The 20,068-nt window shown below is 59.8% G+C and carries 20 protein-coding genes, 1 tRNA gene and 1 pseudogene; 12 read left to right on the forward strand and 10 right to left on the reverse strand.

The features are described from left to right. Positions 1-107: 107 nt before the first annotated feature. From MUY37_RS00810 to MUY37_RS00835, 6 genes are all read left to right on the forward strand, one after another. Positions 108-239: a hypothetical protein gene (locus tag MUY37_RS00810; RefSeq protein ID WP_499193586.1), complete on the forward strand. Its 132-nt coding sequence runs from the start codon at positions 108-110 to the stop codon at positions 237-239. After that, on the forward strand, positions 239-919 hold the full coding sequence (msrA, locus tag MUY37_RS00815) for a peptide-methionine (S)-S-oxide reductase MsrA (RefSeq protein WP_499193587.1): 681 nt from the start codon (positions 239-241) through the stop codon (positions 917-919). The genes MUY37_RS00810 and msrA overlap by 1 nt, the downstream gene beginning before the upstream one ends. 38 nt (positions 920-957) lie before the next feature. Then, positions 958-1,425, forward strand: coding sequence for a Fur family transcriptional regulator (locus MUY37_RS00820; protein ID WP_499193588.1), 468 nt, complete (start codon positions 958-960; stop codon positions 1,423-1,425). Between the two features lie 78 nt (positions 1,426-1,503). After that, entirely contained in the window at positions 1,504-3,426 is a 1,923-nt protein-coding gene (gene dxs, locus MUY37_RS00825; RefSeq protein WP_499193589.1) for a 1-deoxy-D-xylulose-5-phosphate synthase, read from the forward strand. 23 nt (positions 3,427-3,449) lie between these two features. Further along, positions 3,450-4,247, forward strand: a complete 798-nt coding sequence (locus tag MUY37_RS00830) for an alpha/beta hydrolase (protein ID WP_499193590.1) — start codon at positions 3,450-3,452, stop codon at positions 4,245-4,247. After that, positions 4,244-5,041, forward strand: a complete 798-nt coding sequence (locus MUY37_RS00835; RefSeq protein WP_499193591.1) for a crotonase/enoyl-CoA hydratase family protein — start codon at positions 4,244-4,246, stop codon at positions 5,039-5,041. Before MUY37_RS00830 ends, MUY37_RS00835 begins: the two co-directional genes overlap by 4 nt. 70 nt (positions 5,042-5,111) lie before the next feature. Here the strand turns inward: MUY37_RS00835 and MUY37_RS00840 are convergent, their stop codons facing one another. The 5 genes from MUY37_RS00840 to MUY37_RS00860 form a co-directional block, all read right to left on the reverse strand. Further along, positions 5,112-5,795, reverse strand: coding sequence for an NnrU family protein (locus tag MUY37_RS00840; RefSeq protein ID WP_499193592.1), 684 nt, complete (start codon positions 5,793-5,795; stop codon positions 5,112-5,114). A gap of 254 nt (positions 5,796-6,049) precedes the next feature. Further along, entirely contained in the window at positions 6,050-6,562 is a 513-nt protein-coding gene (locus tag MUY37_RS00845; RefSeq protein WP_499193593.1) for an FKBP-type peptidyl-prolyl cis-trans isomerase, read from the reverse strand. Continuing rightward, positions 6,552-7,925, reverse strand: a complete 1,374-nt coding sequence (locus MUY37_RS00850) for an amidohydrolase family protein (RefSeq protein WP_499193594.1) — start codon at positions 7,923-7,925, stop codon at positions 6,552-6,554. The genes MUY37_RS00845 and MUY37_RS00850 overlap by 11 nt, the downstream gene beginning before the upstream one ends. Beyond that, complete coding sequence (locus MUY37_RS00855) at positions 7,922-9,304, reverse strand: amidohydrolase (RefSeq protein WP_499193595.1); 1,383 nt, start codon at positions 9,302-9,304, stop codon at positions 7,922-7,924. Before MUY37_RS00855 ends, MUY37_RS00850 begins: the two co-directional genes overlap by 4 nt. A gap of 108 nt (positions 9,305-9,412) precedes the next feature. Next, a complete protein-coding gene (locus MUY37_RS00860; RefSeq protein ID WP_499193596.1) occupies positions 9,413-10,978 on the reverse strand; it encodes a peptide MFS transporter in 1,566 nt (521 codons plus the stop codon). A 218-nt stretch (positions 10,979-11,196) separates the two neighbouring features. On the opposite strand from MUY37_RS00860, the gene MUY37_RS00865 reads away from it, so the two are divergent. The 3 genes from MUY37_RS00865 (at position 11,197) to MUY37_RS00875 (ending at position 12,130) form a co-directional block, all read left to right on the forward strand. Further along, a complete protein-coding gene (locus MUY37_RS00865) occupies positions 11,197-11,538 on the forward strand; it encodes a GntR family transcriptional regulator (protein WP_499193597.1) in 342 nt (113 codons plus the stop codon). Positions 11,539-11,690: 152 nt separating this feature from the next. After that, complete coding sequence (locus MUY37_RS00870) at positions 11,691-11,972, forward strand: integration host factor subunit beta (RefSeq protein ID WP_499193598.1); 282 nt, start codon at positions 11,691-11,693, stop codon at positions 11,970-11,972. A gap of 73 nt (positions 11,973-12,045) precedes the next feature. Beyond that, positions 12,046-12,130, forward strand: a tRNA-Leu gene (locus tag MUY37_RS00875). A 505-nt stretch (positions 12,131-12,635) separates the two neighbouring features. On the opposite strand, the pseudogene MUY37_RS00880 reads toward MUY37_RS00875, so the two are convergent. Together MUY37_RS00880 and MUY37_RS00885 are read right to left on the reverse strand one after the other, a co-directional pair. Then, positions 12,636-13,691: pseudogene (locus MUY37_RS00880) on the reverse strand (recombinase family protein); the annotation flags it as partial. Further along, positions 13,640-13,975: a hypothetical protein gene (locus tag MUY37_RS00885; RefSeq protein WP_499193599.1), complete on the reverse strand. Its 336-nt coding sequence runs from the start codon at positions 13,973-13,975 to the stop codon at positions 13,640-13,642. The pseudogene MUY37_RS00880 and the gene MUY37_RS00885, both read right to left, overlap by 52 nt. A gap of 172 nt (positions 13,976-14,147) precedes the next feature. Between MUY37_RS00885 and MUY37_RS00890 the strand changes: the two genes are divergently transcribed. Continuing rightward, a complete protein-coding gene (locus MUY37_RS00890; protein ID WP_499193600.1) occupies positions 14,148-14,855 on the forward strand; it encodes a hypothetical protein in 708 nt (235 codons plus the stop codon). Here MUY37_RS00890 and MUY37_RS00895 read toward each other — a convergent pair. The 3 genes from MUY37_RS00895 to MUY37_RS00905 form a co-directional block, all read right to left on the reverse strand. Next, the gene (locus MUY37_RS00895; protein ID WP_499193601.1) at positions 14,840-16,366 is read right to left on the reverse strand and encodes a type IV secretory system conjugative DNA transfer family protein; all 1,527 of its coding nucleotides are present in this window, start codon (positions 16,364-16,366) and stop codon (positions 14,840-14,842) included. The two genes, MUY37_RS00890 and MUY37_RS00895, sit on opposite strands and share 16 nt — an antisense overlap. A gap of 5 nt (positions 16,367-16,371) precedes the next feature. Continuing rightward, positions 16,372-17,154 carry a hypothetical protein gene (locus MUY37_RS00900; protein WP_499193602.1) on the reverse strand — a complete coding sequence of 261 codons (783 nt, stop codon included), beginning with the start codon at positions 17,152-17,154 and terminating at the stop codon, positions 16,372-16,374. A 76-nt stretch (positions 17,155-17,230) separates the two neighbouring features. Beyond that, positions 17,231-17,722: a hypothetical protein gene (locus MUY37_RS00905; RefSeq protein ID WP_499193603.1), complete on the reverse strand. Its 492-nt coding sequence runs from the start codon at positions 17,720-17,722 to the stop codon at positions 17,231-17,233. Between the two features lie 116 nt (positions 17,723-17,838). On the opposite strand from MUY37_RS00905, the gene MUY37_RS00910 reads away from it, so the two are divergent. Both MUY37_RS00910 and MUY37_RS00915 read left to right on the forward strand, forming a co-directional pair. Beyond that, a complete protein-coding gene (locus tag MUY37_RS00910; RefSeq protein WP_499193604.1) occupies positions 17,839-18,429 on the forward strand; it encodes a hypothetical protein in 591 nt (196 codons plus the stop codon). 64 nt (positions 18,430-18,493) lie between these two features. After that, positions 18,494-20,068, forward strand: a complete 1,575-nt coding sequence (locus MUY37_RS00915) for an AAA family ATPase (RefSeq protein WP_499193605.1) — start codon at positions 18,494-18,496, stop codon at positions 20,066-20,068.

Raw genomic sequence — 20,068 nt, forward strand, 5'->3', positions numbered from 1 at the left:
CCCGCGAGCGGGCGCCCGATCGCCTGAACCGATCACAACGATCCGATTAAGCGCGTTGCAATGGCAGCGCGTGTAACCACGTCGGCAATCCCGACGAAAGATAGTGTATGACCCTCTTCACTCCCGACCTCTATCGCAATTTCGGCATTGGCTTCGGTGCCGGTGCCATCGCCGTGCTGCTTACCAGCGGTGGCGAAATCTTCGCGGCCGTGCCGCAACTGATCGCCGCGATTTTCTGATGTACTGGCGCGCCGCCCTTGCCGCGGCAGCGCTCGGGCTTGCCCTGTCGGCCTGCCAGGAGCCTGCCAGTGCGGCAGAGAAGACGGTCGCGGCGCCTGCCGCCAAGCGTCTCGCCGAGGAAGGCGAGGGGCTGAAAACCGCAGTCTTCGCTGGCGGATGTTTCTGGGGTGTCGAAGGGGTCTTCAGCCACGTCAAGGGCGTGAAGAGCGCTGTTTCCGGCTATCACGGCGGCACCAAGCGGCAGGCAGCTTACAAGCTCGTTTCATCGGGCATCACCGACCATGCCGAGGCCGTGAAGGTCACTTACGATCCCAAGGCGATCCGCTACGATCAGTTGCTTCGCATCTTCTTCTCGGTGGTTGCCGATCCCACCCAGCTTAACCGGCAGGGTCCCGATGTGGGGGCGCATTACCGCAGCGCGCTGGTGCCCCAATCGCGCGAACAGGCCGTGGTGGCCGCTGCCTATCTCCGGCAATTGCGCGCGGCCAGGCTGTGGTCGAAGCCGATTGTAACCAAGATCGAGCGCGCCCAGACCTTCTACCCAGCCGAGCGCTACCATCAGGATTTCATGCTCAAGAACCCCCGACACGGCTATATCGTGCGCTGGGATGCACCCAAGGTGAAAGCTTTGAAGGCGCTGTATCCAGGGGTCTATTCGGCGCGCTTCCAGCCGGGCTAGCTTGCGGCGAGCGGGCCGGGCGCCTATTTGGGCTCTTCATGGCTATTCACGCACACGCTCACCACGAACATGCAGGCGATGCCCTGCTCGAAGCCGCCCGCCTCGCGCTGGTCGACAGCGGCGAGCAATGGACGGGTATGCGCCAGTCGGTGTATGAAGAGCTCGCCCGGCACGACAAGCCCGCCAGCGCCTACGATATTGCCGACAATCTTTCGCGTTCGCGCGGGAAACGCGTGGCCCCCAACAGCGTCTACCGGATTCTCGATCTGTTCGTGCGCACCAACCTTGCCAAGCGGATCGAGAGCGCCAATGCCTATCTGGTCAATACGCATCCCGGCTGTCGGCACGACTGCATCTTCCTGATCTGCGACGATTGCGGGAAGGCGACGCATATCGACGATGATCGCGTGACCGGCGCGTTGAGAGAGGCGGGTAGAGACGCAGGGTTTACCGATGTGCGCCCGGTGGTCGAACTTCGCGGCCTGTGCGATGAATGCGCAGAGTAATTCTCGACGGCAAACCGTTCATTTTCGTCGACGAACCGTTCATCGACAGTTTCGATTTCCAAGTGTAGAGCAGTGGCCATGACAAGCCGCCCCAAGACGCCGTTGCTCGATACGGTCAAAATTCCCGACGATCTTCGCAAGCTGAAGCAGAGCCAGCTTCGCCAATTGTCCGACGAACTGCGCGCCGAAATGATCGATGCGGTCGGCACGACGGGGGGGCATCTGGGTTCGGGCCTGGGCGTGGTCGAATTGACCACCGCCATCCATTATGTCTTCGACACCCCGACCGACAAGCTGGTGTGGGACGTCGGCCATCAGTGCTATCCGCACAAAATCCTGACCGGGCGGCGCGACCGCATTCGCACTTTGCGCCAGGGCGGCGGCCTGTCGGGTTTCACCAAGCGCGCGGAAAGCGAATACGATCCCTTCGGCGCGGCGCACAGCTCGACCTCGATTTCTGCGGCGCTCGGCTTTGCCATGGCCAACAAGATGCAGAACCGGCCCGGCCGCGGCATTGCGGTTATCGGCGACGGCGCGATGAGCGCGGGCATGGCCTATGAGGCGATGAATAATGCCGAACAGGCGGGCAATCGCCTGGTCGTGATCCTCAACGATAACGACATGTCGATCGCCCCCCCGGTGGGCGGCCTGTCCGCCTATCTCGCGCGGATGGTGTCGAGCAGCGAATATCTCGGCCTCCGCTCGATGGCTTCCAAGATCGCCAAGAAGCTCGGCCGCCGCGTGTGGGGCGGGCTGGAAAAGGCCGAGGAATATGCCCGCGGCATGGCCACTGGCGGCACCTTGTTCGAGGAACTCGGCTTTTATTACGTCGGCCCGATCGACGGCCACAATCTCGATCATCTCATCCCGGTGCTGGAGAATGTGCGCGACAGCGAACAGGGGCCGGTGCTGATCCATGTCGTAACGCAGAAGGGCAAGGGCTATGCCCCGGCTGAAAACAGCGCCGACAAATATCACGGTGTCGCCAAGTTCGATGTCGTCACCGGCGAACAGAAGAAGTCGAAGGGCGGTCCGCCCGCCTATCAGAACGTCTTCGGTGAAACGCTGGCAAAGCTGGCAAACGACGATCCGCGTATCTGCGCGATCACCGCAGCCATGCCGAGCGGGACGGGCGTCGACAAATTCGCCAAGGCGCACCCGGACAAGGCGTTCGATGTGGGCATCGCCGAACAGCATGGCGTGACCTTCGCCGCCGGTCTTGCCGCCGAGGGTATGCGCCCCTTCGCGGCCATCTATTCGACCTTCTTGCAACGTGCCTACGACCAGGTGGTTCACGATGTGGCGATCCAGAACCTTCCGGTCCGCTTTGCGATCGACCGCGCCGGTCTGGTGGGGGCCGATGGCTGCACGCATGCGGGTTCGTTCGACATCACCTACCTCGCCACGTTGCCCAACATGGTCGTCATGGCCGCCGCCGACGAGGCCGAGCTGGCGCATATGACCTACACGGCCGCCGAATATGACGATGGCCCCATCGCCTTTCGCTATCCGCGTGGCGCCGGGACCGGCGTCGAGATTCCCGAGACGCTCGAGAAGCTCGCAATCGGTAAGGGCCGCGTAGTCCGTGAAGGCACCAAGGTAGCGATCCTGTCGCTCGGCGCGCGTCTGGAAGAGGCGAAGAAGGCTGCCGACCAGCTCGAGGCGAAGGGCCTGTCGACCACCGTTGCCGACATGCGCTTTGCCAAGCCGCTCGACACGGCGCTGATCGAAAAGCTGATGCGCAGCCACGAGGTTGTGGTGACGGTAGAGGAAGGCGCCGTTGGCGGCCTCGGCGCGCATGTCCTGACGTTCGCCAGCGATAGCGGGCTGACCGATGGCGGTCTCAAGGTCCGTACCATGCGCCTGCCCGACCTGTTCCAGGACCATGACGATCCGGCCAAACAGTATGACGAAGCGGGTCTCAACGCCCCGCATATCGTCGACACAGTGCTCAATGCATTGCGCCACAACAGCGCCGGTGTGGAAGAGGCGCGGGCCTGATCGGCACGCGGTCGGCGCGACTCGTGGCGATTGCGCTGGCGACACTCGCTGCGACCTATCTTGCGCTGGTTGCCGTGCTCTATGTGGCGCAGAGCGCGCTGATCTATCCTGCGCCGGATGGTATCGGGCCATCCACCGGCGGCTTCGAGGAGGTTGGCTATGCGACTTCCGACGGGCTTGAACTGACGGCAGGTTACCGCGCGGCGCGCTCGGGCTTTCCGACCATCGTATATTTTCACGGCAATGGCGCGGACTGGGTGTCGAGCGTCGTCGCTACCGACCGGATGGTGCCCGAGGGCTATGGCGTATTGGCTGCCGAATATCGTGGCTACCGCGGCAACCCGGGCAGGCCGAGTGAGGAGGGGCTCTATCGCGATGGGCGCGCAGCGCTGGCCTTTCTCGCGGCGAATGGGGTGCCGTTCGACCGGATCGTTATCATCGGCAACTCGATCGGCGCTGGCGTCGCCGTCCAAATGGCAAGCGAAGCCCCACCGGCCGCCCTTGTACTCATCTCTCCCTTTGCCAGCCTGTCGGGCCTGGTCGCCGAGAAATTCCGCTGGTTGCCGACCGGCTTGCTCCTCCGCGATCGCTATGAGAATGCTGCCAAGCTGGGCGCGATCGAGGCACCAGTGCTGGTCCTGCACGGCGATGCCGACACTCTCATCCCCTACTCGCATTCCGAGAAACTGGCGTCGTTGCGAGCGGATATCGAGTTGCACATCTTCGAGGGTTACGGACACGATCTGGCATGGCATGACATAGCCGAAGAGGCGGTGCTGGACTTCATGGCTCGCCACCTTGGAAAGGACGAGAACCCATGAGCTTGCTTGACATCGAAACCGCCGACCACGTCACGACCCTCACCCTCAACCGCCCCGATACGATGAACCCGCTTGGGGTCGCAGGCGATGGCGATACCTTCGCGGCCGCCTGCGATGCGATCAATGCGGACATGGATGTGCGCTGCGTGATCCTGACCGGGGCCGGGCGGGCGTTCAGTGCGGGCGGCGATATCAAGGCGATGAAGGAACGCACCGGCACCTTCGGCGGTACCGCGCCGGAGATCTCGGACGGCTATCGGAACAACATCCACAAGGTCCTGCGCGCACTGTATGGCCTGCGCGTCCCGCTGATCGCGGCGTTGAACGGCCCGGCGATCGGTCTGGGCTGCGATCTGGCCTGCCTGGCCGACATGCGCATCGCCAGCGCGCGGGCGAAGTTCGGCGTCACCTTCCTCAAGCTCGGCATCATTCCGGGCGATGGCGGCACCTGGATCCTGCCGCGCATCATCGGCGAAGCGCGGGCGGCGGAGCTGTTCTACACCGGCGATGTGATCGACGCCGCCACCGCGCAGGAATGGGGCCTGGTCAGCCGGGTAGTCGAGGGCGACCGCCTTATGGACGAGGCCCACGCGCTGGCGGCCAAGGTCGCCGCCATGCCCCCGCATGCGCTGCGGCAGGCCAAGAACCTGATGCGGCAGGGGCGCTCGATCTCCTATGACAGTGCGCTGGAAATGGCCGCCAATACGCAGGCTCTGATGCACCTGACCGAGGATCACATGGAAGGTATCGACGCGCTGCTTGAAAAACGCGCGCCGTGCTTCACCGGGGGGTAGTGTCCTTATCGTCCCGCCGCTGCGCTGCTTGAGGGCCTATGTTCGCCCTATCGCTGCGCTGCTTGAGGGCTTAGCCCACCCAGCGCCAGATGCCTGCGGGAATCCCATTGGCGTGGATATGGCCATAGGTTGCCGCCAGCCAGATCACGATTCCGCCGATCCATGCGGTAGGCCCCGCCTTGGCGAAACCTGAAAGGCGCGGCCAGAAACGCGTGCGGCTTTCCCAGTCCGCCCAGGCCTCGCCCATAAGCGCTTCCTTCTTGCGGTCCTGCAGATGCGCGCCGACCAGGGCGAGAAAGCCAAGCGCCCCTGCCAGAACGATCTGGCGCGGGGTCGGGCTCGTCAGAATATGCATGGCCGACCACAGCGCGAAACTCCACATCATCGGATGGCGGGTAATGTGGAACACCCCGTGGACCGGCAGCGCCGCATTGGTCGCGGCGTTCGGATCGGGCAATGCGGGATTGCGCGCGAAGCTGCCTGCGAACAGCACCGAGGCGAACAGCATGATCGCCGTCGCGGCGATCCAGATGCCTTCGCCCATCCCATCCCATAGCGGTACGCCGCCCGGCCCGACCGCGCGAAACGCGAGCACTGCCCAGACGAAGGTCGCCAGTGCAACCAGCGAATAGAGCCCGCGAAACCCGTTCTCGCCGATCGTCCCGACGAGCGGTGCCCTCAGCGGGTGCGAAAGCGCGAAATGCGTGCCGACGAATGCAACCGAACCGGCAACCAGAGACAGCAAAGGATCCATATCCTTATTCCCCTTCCATACGCCAAGCTATCACAGGGCGGCCAAGCGGAAAATGGCGCTGTCCTACAGATGTGCGGTGCGTCTAGAACGGCGAGGTTCGCAAACCCGCCGCCGATACGGTAGGCGGGGGGGGGGGGGGAGGCACACATCGTCCGCCTCCGCTCCAAGCCATTAAACCCTTTTATATCCGCTGCTTGGCGCCGCCGATTCTGGGTGACGGGGTGTAAACTTCGTCATCCAGGCGTCACCCTGATCTAGCGCCCTTCGATGCCGATCAGCTTGACCTTGAACAGCAAGGTCGCACCGCCGGGGATCGGTCCCTTGCCGCTCGCGCCATAAGCGAGGTCCGCCGGCGCGGCGATTTCGATCGTGTCGCCCACGCCCATTTCGGGGATCGCCATCTGCCAGGCCTTTATCAGCCGGCCCAGCGGAAAGGTGGCGGGCTCGCCGCGCTCGAAGCTGGAATCGAACGTTTCGCCATCGATGAAGGTGCCCGCATAATGCACGGTAACCGTGTCTTCGACCTGCGGCCTCGCCTCGCTCGCGGCATAGTCGACATAGCGCCATTTGAGCCCGCCCGGCATCGTGCGCCAGCCGTCTTCATGCGAGAGGCCCGCGAGATAGGCCTGCTGTGCGTTCATCCAGGCGATGTCCTGCGACCGGTCGGGTTTATCCTGCGCCGAGAGCGCATGAAAGCCGACCGCAGCGGCTGCCGCGCCAAGCGCGAGCAGGGTGGTGCGCATTTCTCTCACGTTCTTACCAATCATAGGCTTTCGGCAGGTCGCTCTCGTCGAGATCGCGATAGCGCTCCTTGAGGCGGCTCTGATGATTGTCGAGCGGCTGTTCGACGCCATCGATGAACACTCTCACCGGCATCGAACCGACTTCGAGCGGATCGCCGTCCCAGATGACGAGATCGCCCATCGCGCCCGGCGCGAGCACTCCGGCCTTGCCGCCCATGCCGCTGATCGCGGCGGGAACCGAGCTGATCGCGGCGAAGGCCTGGCCCCAGCTCAGCCCATCGGCGCCCGGTATCCGGGTCAGCGCGACGAGATTGCCGGCATACTGATTGAGGTTGCGCGGGTTCTCCATGGCGGCGGCATTGATCGCCACCTTCACGCCCGCCTTGACCATGCGGCCGATATTCGACTGGGTGCTGGCGAGCTGATCGAACCCTTGCGGCAAATCGTCCAGCCCATCGGCGATGACCGGCACGCCTGCTGCGGCGATTTCGCGTGCCACGAGCCAACCCTCGCTCGCGCCCACAAGGACCATGTCCAGCCGCGGGAATTCCTGCTTGAGGGCCAGGGCGCTGCGGATGTCGGCCGCACGCTCGACCATGACGTAGAGAGGCTGCTCGCCCCGCGCCACGGGCACCAGCGCCGCTGCGTCGAAGCGCGTCAGCAGAACGTCCGAAGCGCGATCGCGAGAGGTGCGCGCCATACGGCTGTCGATGCCGATATCGTCGCCTTGCCGGGTGATCCCTCGCCCGCCGCCCGGGCTTGTGATCGTACCATTGCGCTCGAACTCGCCCGCTTCGAGCAAGGCGTTGCGGAAAAGCGCCTGGGCCGAGGCGCGGCTACCGCCCGCAAGGCGGGCACCGCCTTCTCCCAATTCGACCACCTGGAATGCGCGGGGGCGGGTTACCGCCTGGGCATCGGAGCCCAGATCGATTATTGCCCCCTGCCCTGCGAAAATCGACCCGCTGGCCGCCCCCGACACGGCGGCACGGGTTATCCCGGCTGCCCGGTGAATCAGGATATGCTGCGAGGCAGGATTGACGACGGGGGCGACATCCAGCGCCGCACTGAAGGGCGAGCCGCCCGCGCGGATATCGTTGGATTCCCTTACCGCACCGACGTCCCACAGGCCGAGATTTGTCATCGTGGCGAAGAGGCCGGGCGTGACCCACGTGCCGCTCCCGTCGAGCACCTGCACACCGGCGGGCACGTTGATGCCGGTGCCTGCGGCCACGATCTTGCCGTCGCGCACGACGACCGTCGCGTCTTCGATCGGCGCCGAGCCGTCGCCGGTGGCCACGGTGGCATTGGTGATCGCGACATTCTGCGCGGTGGCGGGTGCGGCGGCGAGTGCGAGAAGGCTGGCCGCCATGGTCAGGGCGCGCTTCATTTCACATCTCCTTCACCGGGCTGGCCGAGTTCGAAATCGCTCACCGGTCGGCGCTTGCGGTCCAGTGCATCATACATCAGCGCGCCATCGATCCAGACCTTTTCCGGCCGGGCATAGACCGATAGCGGATCGTCGTTCCACAGCACCACATCGGCCATCTTGCCAGGCTCGAGGCTGCCGGTCATTTCATCGATGCCCATCGCCTTGGCGGCGTTAAGCGTGATCCAGCCGATCACTTCGGCATCGGGAATGTCGATCCCCACACGGCGTCCGGCGGCCTGTGCCTTGGCAGCTTCTTGGTTGAGCCGCTGGATGCCATTGGCATCGTCCGAATGGATGACCACGCAGGCGCCGGCCTGGCGCAGGAAAGCGGCGTTTTCGAGAATGCCGTCATAGGCTTCCATCTTGAAGCCGTACCAGTCCGCCCAGATCGCGCTGCACACGTTGTTTTCGCGCAGCAGATCGCCGATCTTGTAGGCTTCGACCGCGTGGTGGAAGGCGGTCACCTTGTAGCCCATTTCCTTGGCCATATCCATGACCAGCGCCATTTCGTCGGCGCGATAGCAATGGTTGTGGATCAGGATCTCACCGTCGAGCACGCCTTTGAGCGTTTCCTTGCCCAGATCGCGTTTCTTGCCGTCGTAAGCCGCAGCATCGAGCCACATCTGGCGATTGACCGCGAAATTGCCCATGCGGGTGGAAGGGGTGCGGCCCTTGCCGCCATAGACGCGCTTGGGATTCTCGCCGCAGGCCATCTTCATGCCGTAGGGCGCGCCGGGGAATTTCATCCCCTGAACCGTGCGCGCGGCAACGTTTTTCAGCGTGACCGAGCGCCCGCCGGTCAGATTGGCCGAGCCGGGAAGGATCTGCAGCGCGGTAATCCCGCCATTGGCCAGCGCGCGGGTAAAGCCCGGATCCTGCGGCCAGACCGAATGTTCGGCCCACACCTCCGGGGTCATCGGGCTGGTGGCCTCGTTACCGTCGGAATGGGCTTCCACGCTGGGCGTCGGATAATCGCCGAGGTGCGAATGGATGTCGATGATGCCGGGGGTGACGAACTTGCCGCTGCCGTCGATCAGGTCATAGCCCTCGGTCGAAAGCGAGGCATCGCCGACCGCCGCCACCTTGCCATCACGGAACAGCACGGTGCCATTGTCGATGCGGCCACCTGTGCCGTCATAAACCGTCGCCCCCACGAGCGCCGTCGGGCGGCCGGGATAGGGCGCGTAGGTCGAGGGGAAGGGGGCGTTGCCGTCCGCACCCACGGGCGCGTCCCAATCCTTGGCCGAAGCGGACGCGACGCCATCGCTCCCGCCGGTCGTTGAGCATCCGGCCACCGCGAAGGCAGCCGCACAGGCGAGCAAAACGTGTTTTTTCATGAAACCCCCAAATGCAGTCGGGCCGGAGCATTGCTGCCCCGGCCCGCCCGGTCAATCGGTTTTGGTCGAGGAGAATCGACGCTCCGACGATTCTCCTCCGAGGGGCGATCAGGCGCGGCTGGTTGGGTGGACACCCGCTTCCTGCGCCTCGAGCCCGGCCTCCGCATGGCCTTCGAGGGCGTCGTCCTTGAGCGTGTCGAGATGCATCAGCTTCTTGATCAGCGGGCTGATGACCATCACGAAAACGCCGACGCCGATGGCGAACCATCCGACGTTAGAATAGACGTCCATCACGACCTGGCGCCCGGCCTCCTCGCCGACGCCTTCGGCACCGGTCGCAGCGGCGATGAGGCCGGCGGCGAAATTGCCGGTTGCCGAAGCGAAGAACCAAGTGCCCATGATAAGCGACGCCATATGTGCCGGAGCCAGCCGGTTCATGGCCGACAGGCCGACCGGTGACAGGCATAGCTCACCAGTGGTGTGCAGCAGGTAGATCAGGAAGATGAAGACCACCGGCACGGCCACTTCCGGACCCACGCTGGAGGCGCCCCAGACGAGGACGAGAAAGCCGAGGCCGACCTGAACCACGCCGAGCCCGAACTTGAGGGGTGCGGAGGGTTCCATCCCCTTGCGGCCAAGAGTCTGCCAGACAATGGCGAAGACCGGCGCGAGCAGGATGATATAGATCGCATTGATCGACTGGAACACTGAGGCAGGTACCCCGCCGCGATCGACATGCCGGTCGGTGAACAGGTTGAGCGAGGAGCCTGCCTGTTCGAACAGCGCCCAGAAGACGATCGAGGTGAGGATCAGGAACATTGCGGCAAAGATGCGGTCGCGTTCCTCGCTGGGCAGTTTCACCACGGCGGTGAACAGCACGTAGAGCACGAGCGCACCACCGAAGCCGCCGAGCACGTAACCGACGAGGCTCTGGTACTGGATGGCGAGCCAGCACACGCCGACCAAGCCGATGCCGATGGCATACATCGTCCATTCGGTGTTCTTGGCGAGCGGCTTGGGCGGTTCGCCGCGGCCGAGCAGCAGCGGCTTGCCCCAGACGAAGACCACGAGGCCTGCCAGCATGCCGATCCCGGCAAGACCGAAGCCATAGGCCCAGCCATAGGTTTCGCCGATGTAGCCGCAGAGCAGCGAACCGATAGCTGCGCCGAGGTTAATGCCCATGTAGAAGATGGTGTAGGCAGCATCGCGGCGGGTGTCGGTGCGCGGATAGAGCTGGCCGACGATCACCGAGATGTTCGCCTTGAGGAAGCCCGAGCCGACGATGATTAGCGCGAGCGCCAGCCAGAACACCAGCACGATGGGATTGTTTTCGGTCCCCGCCGCCGGTTCGCCTTCGAAGGCCATGAAGAAGTGGCCCAGCGTCAGCAGGACGGCGCCGAACAGCACGGCTTTTCGTTGCCCGAGGTATTTGTCGGCGAGATAGCCGCCGACCACCGGGGTGATGTAAACCAGCGCGGTATAGGCCCCGTAAATGATGCCCGCATCGCTGTCGGAAAACAGCCAGTGCTTGGTCAGATAGAAGATGAGCAGGGCGCGCATCCCGTAATAGGAAAAACGCTCCCACATCTCGGCGAAAAACAGGACGAAAAGCCCCTTGGGGTGGCCCAGGAACGTCCCTGCCGAATCCCCGTCAAGCGGTTGTGTCGTGGCCATGTGTGGCAAACCCTCTTAGATTGTCCGGGAAGCCAGATGCCATCGGCCTCCTCCCCACAAGAAGCGGGCACCGTAACGTTTTCGCGCCTCATGTGAAGCATTAGTTACACTCGTGACTGTCTGCAGGGGCCAATAACGGGCGGAAGCGCACTCGGGAGGGAACCTTGTGCGCCGCGCTGTATTATGTCACTGTAGCAGTCTGTCGTCGGGGAATCGTTATGTCGAACCAGTCCAAGCCGGTCTATCTCAAGCTGCGGGATATGATCGCGGCTGCGATTATCGATGGCCGTTATCCCGAGGGCGAAATGCTTCCTTCCGTACGCGCACTGGCGGCGGAACAGGGCGCCAACCCGCTCACGGTGGCCAAGGCCTATCAACAATTCCAGAACGATGGCCTCGTCGAGGTCCAGCGCGGCGTAGGCATGTATGTCGTGAGCGGTGCCGCCGATCGTCTGCGCCAGTCCGAGCGCGAGGCTTTTTTGTCGGAGGAATGGCCCGAAATCCGGGCGCGGATGGATCGTCTCGGCGTTTCGGCGAGGGAACTTCTCGCTGACGCCTGATGGCGATGGCGAAAATATACAATCGCGAACTTGCGGGCGCCGGTGGCTTCTGCCACAAGTCATCTCGCTGGAATCGAGCGCAAAAGCACAATTCCTTCAGGGGCGCATCGTGTGAACGAATTGTTGCGGCTATATCGGCCGGGAGACGCCAGATGATCCGATCCGAACTTCTTTCCGCCCTTGCACAGGACAATCCCGAGCTGCGCGCCGAAGAGGTTGAACAGGTCGTCGATATCTTCTTCGAGGAAATAGCGCAGCGCCTGACCGAAGGTGGCCGGGTCGAATTGCGCGGTTTCGGGGCTTTTTCCACGCGCGAGCGCGAAGCGCGCAAGGGCCGCAACCCGCGTACCGGCGAAACAGTCGATGTACCGGCCAAGCGGGTGCCCTATTTCAAGCCGGGCAAGGATATTCGCAGGCGCCTCAACGAAGGCTAAGCGTCCCAAGAAAACGAGAATGCGATAGGACGTTGCTCCCATGCCGGGCAGCGATTAGGGCGGCCTGGCGCTGGCGGGTGTGGCGGAATGGTAGACGCCGGGGACTTAAAATCCCCTGAGCTTTGCTCGTGTGGGTTCGAGTCCCACCACCCGCACCATACCTTCTTTGTGGCCAGAAAAGTCCGATAAAGCCTTGAATGGCAAGGATATTTCTGGGGTTTGAAAACCGTTTTCACGGTGGAACTTGATGTGCCCGCCAAAGACCAGTCTTAGCATGGCACGGCGATCTTCGAGACGGCCAGTTTCCCAAAGATTCCAAGGGTTTGAGAGGAACTGGAGAGCGGTTTGAAAAGTTGTGTCATAGTCCCTTGCAGGACGACCGCATTTCGCGACTTTCTCCTTGAGAACCGCCTTGCGGCGCTCAAGCTTTTCGACCTTGGCCTCATAGGCACTAACGACAGCAGTTGATTCTGCTTCAACGAGCCTGTCCACAAGCTTTGAGATTTGTTTCTCAACCGAGCCGATCTCGACGCGATTTTGGGTTGCTTCTAGCCTGCTAGCTTCTGCCCGCTTGTCCCATCGATCTCGAAAAATTGCATCAGCCAACTCAAACAACTCTGGTGCAGGAGTCAGCCCTTCAACGAGGTCTTGAAGTTCCTCCTCCACTCTATCGCGCGAGATGGACTTCTTGTTGCTCACGCACCCGCGTTGGCGGCACATGTAATAGGCGTAATAGTCGTTGCGCCCCTTCGCCCATGTTGAGGTCATAGGATGACCGCAATCGCCGCAGCATACAAAACCGCGCATCGGGAAATCCTCGCTGATGTTCTTGCGAGCCGGAGCGCAAGCTTTCTCAGCTAACCGCTCTTGAATGCGCTCGTATGTCTCCAAGCTTATCAGGCCTTCATGCCGTGCGTTGCGCAAAGGGACATCCCATTTGGGATAATCGATGTGGCCTGCATAGAGGATTTGCTTCAACATATGCGTGACGCGCTCGATCAGCACCACGTCATGGCGGCACCTTGGAAACTGCGGTTTGGATTCAAGGAAGCGCTTCACCTCTGCCTGCGAGGTGAAACGACCGCTGGCAAACCCTTCTAGAGCCTCAGTCACGATTCTGGCGTATGGCTCGTCAGGAACCATAATTTTCCCGCCACCGGGCTCACGCTCAAAACGATAGCCCAACGGAGCATGGAACACCCAATATCCGTTGAGCATGCGGGCACGCATTCGGTTCTTGGTTTGCTCCTTGTTCTTTTCACGCTGATGCTGAGAAACACTGGCGAGCAGGTTTTCGACCAACTGGCTGTCGGAGTCCTCGCCAAACTCGATTGATGGAGATTCAAGCGTCGCACCTGCTGAGGCGATATCACCACGAAGACGAAGGTGCGCTTCCAAGCCCCGCGCAAGACGGCTGATGTCATCAATGATGACCACCAGCTCTTGCTTGCGCTTTAGCCGTAGAAACTTGAGCATGGCTTGCATGCCCGGCCGACTGACTGCCGATCCCGACATTTCATCGGTAAAGGTTTCAATAACCTCATAGCCACGATAGTCAGCAAACTCGCGGCAGCGGGTTTCTTGGGACTCAAGACCCGTGCCTTGCGTTGTCTGCTGGAGTGAGCTGACGCGGCAATAGATCACTGCTTTCGTTCTTGTGTTTTCGCTCATGGCTTCCGCTCTTTCCCAGAATCCTTGATGAGGCCGACGCGCTTGCATTGACCTTCAATTATCTGTTTTTCTTGTGTTTCTGTGAGTTTACCACAAGCCGAACGGCGCGGGAAAGCCCTATCTTCCCTTTGTTCAAGAGTAATTTGCTCGGAGGTCTGACCGAAAGCGGCATCGACGAAATGGGCCATGATGTCCGCGACAATGCCGATCAACTCGTCCTTGTCGGACTCCGGCATGTCGATATCGGCGACAAGCTGCCGATACCTCTTCAGATCATGATGCTCCAATAATGCCACCCAAAACCCTTCTGCCTCGCGCAGGAAGCAAATCATTCAAGATACGGGTTTTGGATAAGACGGCTTACCACCGCTTCTGGGAAAAACACCAACGCCCCACACCTCGGCTGTTTTTCCGGCACCTTTCTATCAGTTTACTACATTCGAAGGTGCGATTTCAAATTTGCTGCCAAAACGTGTAGGGCAGTCGCAGTAGATGGGGGTAAATATGTCGAATATAATTACCTATGTGGTGACTGAGGGCGATAAAGCGAAGTTAAGTGCAGCAGCAAAGATGGCTTGCAATATGTGGAATCGGTTTGTCGAACCTAGCTCCAACATCGTAATCCGCTTGGGAATAAGGTCACGGCCCTTATCTCGAACGACAGCGTGGGCGTTTGAACCGTGGTCCAGAAACGGAGTGACGTACGGTCGCGTCGATTTTAACACAAAGTTTCTCAAGAAATGGTCTGCCCTACAGGCAGCACAGACCATAGCGCATGAGATTGGTCACGCACTCGGTTTTGGGTGGTCCGATTGGATGTCGATCATCGATACACAAAGCGGCAAGTTCACAGATGCGGCCATTGCGAGAGTCCCATCTCTCAACGCCATGAGGGTGGAGTTGACAGGTGGTTTTGGAGTTGAGCACTCGCATTGGGATGAAGCTATGTTCGATGATGCGTTGATGACACCTTATAAGGATGGAGTGGAGCGGGTTTTGCCAGTCACGTTCGAGGTGGTGGAACTGCTTGGGCATAACCAACGCCAAGGCATACCTGAACCGACTTCGCTCAATTCGCTCCTTCAAACCTCTCCTGATGCACAGGTTAGTAAGAATAAGAACTTTCAGATGATCGATCTGCTGTATTTCGAGGACACAGAGGTCTTTGAAACCTTGCCTCATCGCGTAGACGAAGATCAGGACGAGCCTTGATGTAAATCTCGCACATCCCCGATTTGCGACACCCAAGGTTCGACAGCATAGAAAGGAAGCATATCGCAGACGATCAGTTGCGGTAGCCCTGCCAGTTTTATGATCTGCTTGCCGTTGCCAATTGCGCGGATGTCTTCGGCCTGGAGAACAGGTCTGCGGCTCTCTCCGCGATTGGTGCCTGCGCTCTCAATCGTACCGCCGCCAACATTCTGCCCGCGTGTGACAAGCGTTCGATTACCAGACCATCTTTCGACATCACGCATGAGAGCGGGGTCCTCGATACCTGTCATGGTGAAGATAGCGGCCTGATCTTCAAACTCCCTGACCGCATCGCGTGACCATCGGCCTTCCATCGAGTAGCGACCTTGGCTGAAAAACCAGAGCTGGATGCCTTTGCCGCGATAGAGGCGAAGCGCTTTCATGAGCGCAGGCGCAGGCGGGAGTTGCGGGAATTCATCGAGCATGAAGCATGTGCGCAGCGGCCCGCGTTCACGGGCTATCGTCTCGACTGCGTAGTTGACAATCAAGCTGATCCACGGCGCGATGACACCGAGCTTCTCGCTCGGAGCCATGAGATAGACCGTGGTCGGTTCATGCTTGAGCCGCGCAAAGTCGAAATCATGTGCGGCAGTTGTGCGGTCGAGCGTTTTGCCAATCTCGAAGGCGGACAGTGCTTCGATTGCGTCCGACTTGTATGCCTCGAATTGCTTGGGAGCATCGGCGTAGGTTGCGCCAATCGCGGAGGCGCGACGCGCAATGCCTTCGAAGCCGCAGCTCACCATCATCTGAAAGTTGCTCGCAAAGTCGTCATCCGAAGCGTTCACGAACCGCCACAGATTGCCGAGCGTGCAATTCTGCGGTTCCATATAGGCGAGATATTCCATGCGCATGGCGAGCAATCGGATCGCGCCTTTGCGCACCCAGCCATTCTCGCCATCGCGCGGATTGGGTGGCAGCAGGATTTGCGCGATCTCTTCGGCCTGAGTGTCGATCTCTCCGCCATCCGCCACAATATCGACGAGCACATGCAGCGGGTTGATGCGGGTGTTATCGAGTCCAAGCAGATTGAACGGATTGAGCGTGATGCAATTCTGACCGAGCGTTTCCCTGCGATGCTCGATTGAGGCAAAGCAGTTTTCGCCATCCTTCACGTCTACAACGATAAGGCTGCGATCCCGAACATGGGCGAGATTGGGAAGGATCAAATCTCGCCCTTTGCCACTGCCGGTGCGGGCATAGGTCAGAAGCTGTCCATCACCCGCAAAGAACAGCATCCTGCCCTTGTAGGCTCCAAGAAACAGTCCGTCCGCATTGAACAAGCCTGCGCGTTCAATTTCCGGCGTCTCGGCCAGATGGCCGTCCCCCAATTGCCCAGACGGCCCCATGATGCTCATGTAGTAGTTCTGCCATTCGGCCCGTTCCCGCGCTTCCTTCTCGCGCTGAGCGCGATTGAGCGCCTGTGCCGTGTGGAACAGGCGCGGCAGGAGCACGCCGAAGGTCTCAAGCCGCATTGCCGTTACTCCTCTTCGAAGCCTTCGGACTTAGCATCTCGGCTGATTGAGGGCGGATCGGGGAAAGTGATCGGAGCGATATTCTCGAAGGCGCTTTGCACCTCTTGCGGAGAGGCAAGATCGATATCCCAGCCCTCGACATCGACCGTCACGCCTTGGGTGACACTTCGGTCGAGTTCCTCCTGAAGTTCTTCGCCAATAGTGTCGGCGTAGTCGATTGCCGATTGACCGAGTTCGGGATCGGCAAGTCCTGCCAGCCGACCGAACAGGCGGGCGAAGTTGACCACCGTCACATCCATGCTTTGCTGTGAGCGGGTGACATCCATGCTTTGCTGCACATAGGCCTGTTGCAAACGCGCTGTCGCATCGGCGAATATCTTGGTGCGGTCGTAGGTGGCCTGATAATTTTGCAGCATACTTTGCGCTGTCGCACGGTATTGCTCTTGCTGCTGCTCGGCGCTGACCCGAACTTCCGCTGCCCAATCCTCAAACTCGGCCTGCGTTTCTAGTTCGTGTGCTCTGATCTCTGCCGCATAGCGACCGCTGTAGGTGCCGGTGAAGGTCGATGGGCGATATTCAATCGGAAGAAACATCTCCGCTGCGTAGAAGGCTCCGGCTGCAAGCAGAGCACCGCCGATCATGCTGACACCTGCTGAGATAAGCGGACGTTTCGGCGGTGCGACAATCTGAAATGGAAACGGCAGCGCCGCTTCAGCCTGTTTGCTTGCCTGTTCGCCCAATTGGCGTGGCGTTTTGCCCGCATAGTCGATTGCGTATTCCTGGGTCATGGTGCTCTGCATCCTTCACTTGCGTGTCTGACGCAGAGACCAGATCGGTTGTCTCGAAGTGGGCGAAAGAGGCCCTTCATGCGGAGACCGCCTGCTTGCGATGAAACGGGCAGTCCGCGCACCGCTCGAAATACGCCCAAGCCCAATGGCCGCACTGCGGCTGATTGAGGCATTCGCGCTCGGCAAAGCCTTCCGCAACCTTTGGGTGCGCGGCCCAGAAAGCGAGTGAGAGTAAGATCAGGCGCGGGGCTAAGCGAGCCTGCGGTGCCTGCCGTGGCGGGGAGTCCGCAAAGGCGACCAGATAGGACAGCCAGCGGAACGTGCCATCATCATTGAAGGCTTCATCAATGGCCGTGTCCGAAATCTCGAAGGGCGATCCATCCTTGCAGACGAAGCGCAAATCTTCGCGGAAGAGCTGGTCCGCCATCCAGTCGGGTACATCGCGCCGTGACATGTAGAGTCCATCGCTGTGGCGCAGCTCGGCAACTGCCATCGCCAGCTTGTGATAATAGGATTTGGTGAGAACCTTGGAAGGTTCAGGCACAGTGATCGTTCGTTTCGGTTTCATGTTTACGGCCTCTCGAAAAAAGACCGCAACCGAATATGCACACGGCTTTCGGAGCGCGAACAATCAGCCTAAGAAGAGGCCAAAGAAGAGCAATTCCGAAAGTCGGCTAAGTAGCTATGAAAAAACAGAAAAACAGACGCTACCGAAACGCAAAAATTTCTGAATACAAATTCAAGAAAGTTGTCTGGTTCTTCGCTCAGAATCTGACCGTTCGTGAGGCTGCAAAGCGGATCAAACTCTCAGAGCCAACCATCGCGAACATCTACATGCGGCTTCGCATGAAGCTCAAAACCAATGGCATGTTCAACTTCCAGATCGCCGATGCAAAGGAGCGTCCAGCCCAAGCGATCTGGGGGCCGAAACATCGCGGCGCGCCGGAGGCGCACAAGGAGCTTCACGAGATCGAGACGATTTCCCGTATCGTGGCGGCGCACAATTTTCGTTATGTCGAAAAGCTGAAGGTGAGCGATCCAGAGCAATGGGATCGTGCCGTGCAAATCTATCTCTCGAACCGGAAGACTGGCCGATACAATATGTTCGAGTTGCTACCCGAAGGCACTCTGAGCGAAGACGGTGAGAAGCAGCGACAACTCGATCCGTCTGAGGCCAATCCGAACAGCATCATTCTGATAAATGAGAAGATGGTCGATCCGAACGCGGCGTTTTTCCGGTATCTGTGGCAGTTGCTCTTGAAGAGTCCGCTATGAAGCCCGTTTCGTTGAAAACATTGTCGCTTGGACGGATTTCTCCAAAATGATAGCATCTTAGGCTATGGATTTTGAAGTCGTCCCATATCGAGGTCGTTGGTCGAGAGATGCCAGGAATAAGGTGTTTCTACTTACTGACGGTTGGGATGACTGGTTCAAATACAGTACGATGTATATCGCCTTCTACATTGATGAAGACGGAGAGGAACATCGTATTGGAGAAGTGAAAATTGGCCAATTCGGCATGTTGCCGGAGCAGCGCCGTCCTGACATTCCCGATCAGTTCACTGGTTTGAGCGAGGCGTTTTTCTCACTTGGCCAAGACGACAGTTACTACGAAAAGCTGAACGAGCTCGGAGATCAGTTCAGAGATACATACCTTAAAGCCATGCGGGATGTCGCAAAGGATGAGGAACTCTTTGAACGAGCATTAGGCGAGGATGTCACAGGCGTATCGCTACTGAGGTCCGTTTCTGACACCTCAGTCAGGGGCCAATTTCGTTGGATGACTCAGGGTGGAGCAAGGCTTACCCGATACTCGTTTTCCTACACTCCACCGCCTTGGGGGCGGGACAACATACCGCCGACCTTTCAATTCAAAGTCGAGCCAGAATCATATCCGCCTACCAACGTCCATGTCCTGATTGGCCGCAATAACGTCGGAAAGACCTATACCGTCGAACAAATGACCAATGCCATCGTGCGGCCAGACGAGGGCGAGTTTGGCCAGTTCCGATGGGAAGAGAACGCCTTTGGCCGTGCTGAAACCGAGACCTTTTCGAACATTATCTCCGTAACATTCAGCGCGTTCGATCCGTTCGAACCTCTACCCAACCGGCAGGACAAACTGTCGGCAGTTCGATACCAGTATGTTGGATTGAAACATGTTGGGAAGAATGAGGATGGCAAGTCGAAGCCGCCCAAGTCGCCCGATGATCTGGCTGCCGACTTTGGAAAGTCGGTGCAGCTCATTGTGACCCAATCTGCAAAGGCAGATCGATGGCGACGGGCATTGTCTTTGCTAGAATCCGATCCGATATTCAAACAGGCCGAGATTTGGTCTTTGATCGAGCAATACCAAGATTTGCAACTCCTCTATGAGCGCCGCGAAGCGTTCAACGAGCTTCGAAAGAGCGCGCGTCAACTCTATTCGAAGCTCAGTTCGGGGCACAAGATTGTGGTCCTCACCATCACTCGGTTGGTCGAGACTCTGGAGGAGCGCTCTCTGGTTATCGTTGATGAGCCTGAAGCTCATCTGCATCCTCCGCTCTTATCGGCATTCACGCGCTCACTTTCCGATCTACTTATCAATCGCAATGGTGTGGCAATCATCGCCACTCATTCGCCTGTCATCCTCCAAGAAGTTCCGAAGACCTGTGTCTGGTGCTTGCGTCGAACCGGAAGGGAAAAGCGTATTGAGCGCCCCATCCACGAGACGTTCGGTGAGAACGTAGGAACCCTCACACAAGCGATCTTCCAGCTAGAAGTGACGACTTCAGGCTTCCACCGAATGCTGAGCGATGCGGTCGATGAAAATCTAAGCTACGATGAAGTCGTGGAGCGCTTCAATGGCCAACTCGGTGATGAAGCTCGCGCAATAGTGCGTTCCCTTATCGCGGTGCGTGGTCAGGGAGCATAG

This window comes from Qipengyuania sp. ABI-127-1 (assembly GCA_022953095.1).
In the GTDB taxonomy this organism is placed as follows: domain Bacteria; phylum Pseudomonadota; class Alphaproteobacteria; order Sphingomonadales; family Sphingomonadaceae; genus Qipengyuania.

Bases quoted from the DNA above. Each gene is read 5' to 3' on its own strand.
- MUY37_RS00810 (WP_499193586.1), top strand. From the start codon at position 108: ATGACCCTCTTCACTCCCGACCTCTATCGCAATTTCGGCATTGGCTTC.
- msrA (WP_499193587.1), top strand. From the start codon at position 239: ATGTACTGGCGCGCCGCCCTTGCCGCGGCAGCGCTCGGGCTTGCCCTG.
- MUY37_RS00820 (WP_499193588.1), top strand. From the start codon at position 958: ATGGCTATTCACGCACACGCTCACCACGAACATGCAGGCGATGCCCTG.
- dxs (WP_499193589.1), top strand. From the start codon at position 1,504: ATGACAAGCCGCCCCAAGACGCCGTTGCTCGATACGGTCAAAATTCCC.
- MUY37_RS00835 (WP_499193591.1), top strand. From the start codon at position 4,244: ATGAGCTTGCTTGACATCGAAACCGCCGACCACGTCACGACCCTCACC.
- MUY37_RS00840 (WP_499193592.1), bottom strand. From the start codon at position 5,795: ATGGATCCTTTGCTGTCTCTGGTTGCCGGTTCGGTTGCATTCGTCGGC.
- MUY37_RS00845 (WP_499193593.1), bottom strand. From the start codon at position 6,562: ATGATTGGTAAGAACGTGAGAGAAATGCGCACCACCCTGCTCGCGCTT.
- MUY37_RS00850 (WP_499193594.1), bottom strand. From the start codon at position 7,925: ATGAAGCGCGCCCTGACCATGGCGGCCAGCCTTCTCGCACTCGCCGCC.
- MUY37_RS00855 (WP_499193595.1), bottom strand. From the start codon at position 9,304: ATGAAAAAACACGTTTTGCTCGCCTGTGCGGCTGCCTTCGCGGTGGCC.
- MUY37_RS00860 (WP_499193596.1), bottom strand. From the start codon at position 10,978: ATGGCCACGACACAACCGCTTGACGGGGATTCGGCAGGGACGTTCCTG.
- MUY37_RS00865 (WP_499193597.1), top strand. From the start codon at position 11,197: ATGTCGAACCAGTCCAAGCCGGTCTATCTCAAGCTGCGGGATATGATC.
- MUY37_RS00870 (WP_499193598.1), top strand. From the start codon at position 11,691: ATGATCCGATCCGAACTTCTTTCCGCCCTTGCACAGGACAATCCCGAG.
- MUY37_RS00885 (WP_499193599.1), bottom strand. From the start codon at position 13,975: ATGATTTGCTTCCTGCGCGAGGCAGAAGGGTTTTGGGTGGCATTATTG.
- MUY37_RS00890 (WP_499193600.1), top strand. From the start codon at position 14,148: ATGTCGAATATAATTACCTATGTGGTGACTGAGGGCGATAAAGCGAAG.
- MUY37_RS00895 (WP_499193601.1), bottom strand. From the start codon at position 16,366: ATGCGGCTTGAGACCTTCGGCGTGCTCCTGCCGCGCCTGTTCCACACG.
- MUY37_RS00900 (WP_499193602.1), bottom strand. From the start codon at position 17,154: ATGACCCAGGAATACGCAATCGACTATGCGGGCAAAACGCCACGCCAA.
- MUY37_RS00905 (WP_499193603.1), bottom strand. From the start codon at position 17,722: ATGAAACCGAAACGAACGATCACTGTGCCTGAACCTTCCAAGGTTCTC.
- MUY37_RS00910 (WP_499193604.1), top strand. From the start codon at position 17,839: ATGAAAAAACAGAAAAACAGACGCTACCGAAACGCAAAAATTTCTGAA.
- MUY37_RS00915 (WP_499193605.1), top strand. From the start codon at position 18,494: ATGGATTTTGAAGTCGTCCCATATCGAGGTCGTTGGTCGAGAGATGCC.